The sequence below is a fragment of the Candidatus Protofrankia californiensis genome, from assembly GCF_900634765.1.
GTDB lineage: Bacteria > Actinomycetota > Actinomycetes > Frankiales > Frankiaceae > Protofrankia > Protofrankia californiensis.
This window is the reverse complement of sequence record NZ_CAAAFT010000308.1, coordinates 19,729-24,368: the sequence shown is the minus strand read 5'-3', so window position 1 is coordinate 24,368 and position 4,640 is coordinate 19,729. Positions and strand designations below refer to the sequence as shown.

Below are 4,640 nucleotides of genomic sequence, written 5' to 3'. Positions count from 1 at the left end.
TCATTGTTGTTTGGTGGCTATTAGCTCAGGGCATAGTCGTAGCCTAGGGGGTAGTTTTTCTTTGTGGTCTTGTTAGGGGCAGGTGGCCTATTCTGCAACTTTTGCCAGTACGGAGGCATATAACGGTCTCGTTTATTACGAAAAGAGGTGATAGAAATGAGAAAAGTATTTACGTTAATCTTCGCGGTGTTCCTGGTTTTGATGAGCTTGTTCGTTGGTACGGGGGCCGCGCTGGCCACGAAGGCTCCACCTGTTACCCGGCATTTATGAAGATCTCCACCTCGCATGCGGCGAGTGCACGAACGGATCTTGTTACGTTCAGGTTTCGGGGGGCCGCGCCTACCTGCACGGCAGCGTACGTACCGAGATCTGAATTGATCGCTGATCCATCAGGTCAACGTTTATTCGTTCCGGGCCGAAGCTTCGTGAAGGTGACGTGTCATCCTGCAACCGCGCATAACGAGCAGGGTCAGCCTACCGCACCCGGGAACCTGTTCTCGCTCCGCACGACGAACATCATCAAGATCAAGTTGGGCGGCGATTTCGAAGCCGTGTTGACGTACTTCGTAGGGCTGCGGCAGCGCCAACCAGCACCGCCAGTACACCCCACCGTTAACACACAGGGTAACACGGTTGTTGTTGGCATTCCGACGCGTTGAATGCCACGGTAAAACAACTTTTCTACAAAGCTGACGCACTGACCGGTTGAGGGCGCTGCGGGCATCCGCCGTCGCCGTGCATGGCACGAAGTGCCCCAATGGATGTTATCCCCCGGTGGAACCCGGCCCCAATCGGCGCTCTCCGTGGCCCTCAGATATTGATCTATCGCCCTTACCGGACAACCCTGGCTTGTGCCCACCACCCCAGCCGCCGCCTGACAGCAACATCATCACTGGCCAATCCGTGAATGGAGACCATACAAGCTCCGTTTACGGAAAATCACCTCCCGCTATCCCTACTCTGAAGGAGAATCTGTTGGTGCCTGTTTTGTGTGAACCGGCTGTCGCGGTTCCAGAAAATGTCCTGACCATGGGCGAAACTCTTGAACTGGCTCAGCGTCTTCACAGAGACCATCATGCCCTTCCCCTCGCTCTGCGTCTCATAAGTAACACCGGTGTCGTAAAGCGCCACATTGTTCGCCCAATTGACGAAACGTTGAATCACCCAGGTTTTGAGATCAGAAACCGTATCTACGAAGAAGAGGCCAAGGCGCGAGTTCCGGACGTTGTACGCCGCGCGCTTCGCAATGCAGAGATGTCGCCTGCGGATATCGATATGATAGTGTACCTGTCTTGCACGGGGTTCATGATGCCATCACTGACGGCATGGCTTATCAATAATCTCGGATTCAAACCAGAGACACGGCAGCTCCCCATTGCTCAGCTGGGCTGTGCAGCTGGCGGAGCAGGGATCAACCGTGCATTTGACTTCTGCACCGCCCATCCCGGCTCAAATGCTCTAGTCGTGGCATGTGAGTTCTGCTCACTCTGCTATCAACCCGCCGATATTGAGATCGGCAACCTACTGTCGAACGGCCTATTCGGCGACGCCGTAGCGGCTGTCGTGGTGCGTGCGTCCGGGGGGACAGGTATGCGCTTGGAGCGGACAGGTTCCTACCTGATCCCGAACACCGAGCAATGGATTTCCTACGCCGTAAAAGCTACGGGCTTCCATTTTCAGCTTGACCGACGTGTCCCGAAGACCATGGAACCGCTGGCGCCAGTCCTGCGAGACCTGGCAGAAGAGAATGGGTGGAACGCATCACTGTTGGACTTTTACGTAATCCACGCCGGCGGGCCCCGCATATTGGACGACCTAAGCCGATTTCTCGATGTCGCACCTAACGAATTTCGCCACAGCAGGGCAACGCTTACCGAGTATGGAAACATCGCGAGCGCCGTCGTACTTGACGCCCTTCGGCGGATCTTCACTGAAGGCGGGGTTCCCGATGGTGGACGCGGTATCCTGGCAGGTTTTGGCCCCGGGATCACGGCGGAGATGTCAGTCGGGCGCTGGCAAGCAGATCCCTCAAAGCAAAGAGAGCGGACTGAGGTTGAAGAGCAAGCTTGAGTTTGGACTGGATCCGAATGGGCGGCCCAGGCGTCAGCTAGCGCGCCGCTCGGAGCCGAGTAATTCGCCCCCGAATTACAAGATCAGTCTAGAAGAGCCATAGTGGAGGGACCGGGCCGCCAGGTGGCTTTTTGGCCTTTGTCGGGCCATGTCGGGCTCCTGGCTCTTGAGTGGAGAGAGATATCCGGGATCCGTATGTCCCGGATATCGACGTGCGCACCACACTTTACCAGCGGTTTCGCAGCCTTACTCTCGGCATAGAACGTTCCGATCAGGGTATGGGTCTGATGACCTGCTGAACCTACTGCAAAAATATATTAATGTCAGGTCATGTTTATTTAAATCTGTTTTTAACAAAGCTACTCGGGCCGGTCAGCTAAGAACGGGAAACGAGGGGGCTTGATGTTTGTGCGCCGGATCGATAGAGCGCTTTTCGAAAATGCGGTTTGCAAGATATCCATTAACGGCCGTCCCGATCCGGGCCTGACCCCACCGCGGATTGCTCATCGGTGATTTCGCGTTCCTTGGACGGCCCGATCGACACCGGATACGCCGACCATAAGTACCTTCTGGGAAAGGTGGCGCAAGATGTCCATTTCGAACTCCGTGCAGACGTGTCCGTTCCGACACGATGACACTCTGGAACCGGACCCCTTCATGGCCCGGATGCGAACTGAGGCCCCCGTCGCCCGCGTCCGGATGCCGTATGGGGAAGGCGACTGCTGGCTGGTCACCCGCTATGAGGACGTGCGGACAGTCACCGCAGACCGGCGCTTCAGCCGGGCCGCGCTGACCGGGCGGGACTTCCCGCGGATCACGCCTGCCCCCATCGCGCAGTCCGAGGCGATCAACCTCATGGATCCGCCTACGCTGAACAGAGTGCGCAGCCTGATTCTCAAGGCGTCCACCACGCGCCAGGTCGAGGAATTGCGGCCCTGTACACAGCAGGCCACGGACGAACTGCTAACCAGAATGGCCGAGCATGGCGCGCCGGCCGATCTCGCTGATCACCTGGCGGGCCAGTTGCCGCTGATGACGATCTGTGTACTGATGGACATCCCCGAGGCGGACCGGCCCCAGCTTCGCCGGTGGGCCTCGGCCATGATGTCCATGAGCGCCGCCGACCGGGCTTCGGCGGTCGAAGCGAAGGCGGAACTGCGGGCGTACTTCACCGAGCTGACAGCGACACGCCGCCGTGTCCCTGGCGACGACCTGGTCAGCGCGCTCGCCACCGCGCGGGTCGGTGGCGAGATGCTCAACGAAGAGGAATTGGCCGTGCTGGCAATGCTCTTGCTGGTCACCGGTCACGACACCACCACGTACAGCATCAGCAACATCATCTACACGCTGCTGACGCACCCCGTGCAGCTTGGCCAGTTGCGCGCCCATCCCGAGTTCTTGCCGCGGGCCATCGAGGAGTTGCTGCGGTACATCCCGTTCCGTCAGGGCGTCGGCATTCCGCGGGTGGCCCTGGAGGACGTCGAGTTCGACGGTGTCACCATCAAGGCGGGTGACACGGTGCACGTGTCGTATCTGACTGCCAACCGCGACGAACTGGTCTACGACCGTGCCGACGAACTCGACTTCGGACGGAAGGATCCTGTCCCGCATATGACCTTCGGATACGGCAGCCACCACTGCCTCGGATCTCATCTGGCGCGCATGACGCTCCAAGTCTCCATTGGCACACTGCTCACCCGTTTCCCCGGACTGCGGCTGGCCGTACCTGCGCAGGACGTGCAGTGGAACACAGTGTCAATCTGGCGTTATCCGCTCGCACTGCCGGTTGCCTGGGCCTGTCACGCCGCTTCGACGCGGTGATCTGCGAGTCGATCGAACGGGTTGCACGGCGCACCTATTACGGCACCCGCATCGAGCACGAACTGGAACAGGCAGGGGTGGCGCTGCTCGCCGCGGACGAACCGATGACGCTGTCACGGCTACGAGCGACCACGGTACTGACCCGCCGGGTCAAGCAGGGCGTCGCCGAATGGTTACATCCTCGAGACACTGGAAAAGTCCTGGGACGGCTTCTGCGAGCACACCGCACAGGGTTGGAATGTCGGACGTCCGCCATACGGCTACCTACCCGACACGATCCCGCATCCTGTGCCGGCGGCACGCCGAAGGCCGTACCAAGCACCGGTTGATCCCGGACCCGGTTCGCGGCCCGGTTGTCCAGCAGATCTTTGCCTGGCGGATCGCCGAACGGCTCGGTTACGCCGCGATCGCGGATCGGCTCAACGCCGACCGCGACCGGTATCCGCCACCGGTCCACATCGATCCGCAGCGACGTCGGGATGCGTGGGGCCGCTCGTCCGTCCGCGAGATCCTGGTCAACCCGAAGTACACCGGCTACATGGTGTGGAACCGCCGCGGAACCAAGAAAGGCGGAGTGGTCAACCATCCCGACACGTGGGTGTGGTCCCCCGAACCCGTCCATCCCCCACTGGTCAGCCAAGCGGACTTCCTCGCCGCCGCCGCGGTCGGCCCCGAGCGGTTCGCCAGCCGGTCAGGGAACGGCGCCCACACATATCCAGCAACGCATGGCCGAGCTCGACGCCCAACGG

The 4,640-nt window shown here is 60.1% G+C and carries 5 protein-coding genes; all 5 read left to right on the top strand.

The features are described from left to right. The first annotated feature begins 266 nt into the window (after positions 1-266). Positions 267-659, top strand: coding sequence for an AMIN-like domain-containing (lipo)protein (locus DD1DGNOD_RS31305; RefSeq protein ID WP_131767282.1), 393 nt, complete (start codon positions 267-269; stop codon positions 657-659). A gap of 319 nt (positions 660-978) precedes the next feature. Further along, positions 979-2,070 (top strand): type III polyketide synthase, encoded by a 1,092-nt coding sequence (locus tag DD1DGNOD_RS16410; protein WP_131767289.1) that lies wholly within the window; start codon positions 979-981, stop codon positions 2,068-2,070. A 588-nt stretch (positions 2,071-2,658) separates the two neighbouring features. Beyond that, a complete protein-coding gene (locus tag DD1DGNOD_RS16405) occupies positions 2,659-3,891 on the top strand; it encodes a cytochrome P450 (RefSeq protein WP_131770508.1) in 1,233 nt (410 codons plus the stop codon). Then, positions 3,888-4,220 (top strand): hypothetical protein, encoded by a 333-nt coding sequence (locus DD1DGNOD_RS28195; RefSeq protein ID WP_206443229.1) that lies wholly within the window; start codon positions 3,888-3,890, stop codon positions 4,218-4,220. The genes DD1DGNOD_RS16405 and DD1DGNOD_RS28195 overlap by 4 nt, the downstream gene beginning before the upstream one ends. Next, positions 4,217-4,640, top strand: a 424-nt coding sequence (locus tag DD1DGNOD_RS28190) for a recombinase family protein (RefSeq protein WP_206443228.1), incomplete at its 3' end; no start/stop codon positions are given. The genes DD1DGNOD_RS28195 and DD1DGNOD_RS28190, both read left to right, overlap by 4 nt.

What these genes read in the sequence shown, in the direction of transcription:
- DD1DGNOD_RS31305 (WP_131767282.1), top strand. Translation starts at nt 267, where the DNA reads ATGAAGATCTCCACCTCGCATGCGGCGAGTGCACGAACGGATCTTGTT.
- DD1DGNOD_RS16405 (WP_131770508.1), top strand. Translation starts at nt 2,659, where the DNA reads ATGTCCATTTCGAACTCCGTGCAGACGTGTCCGTTCCGACACGATGAC.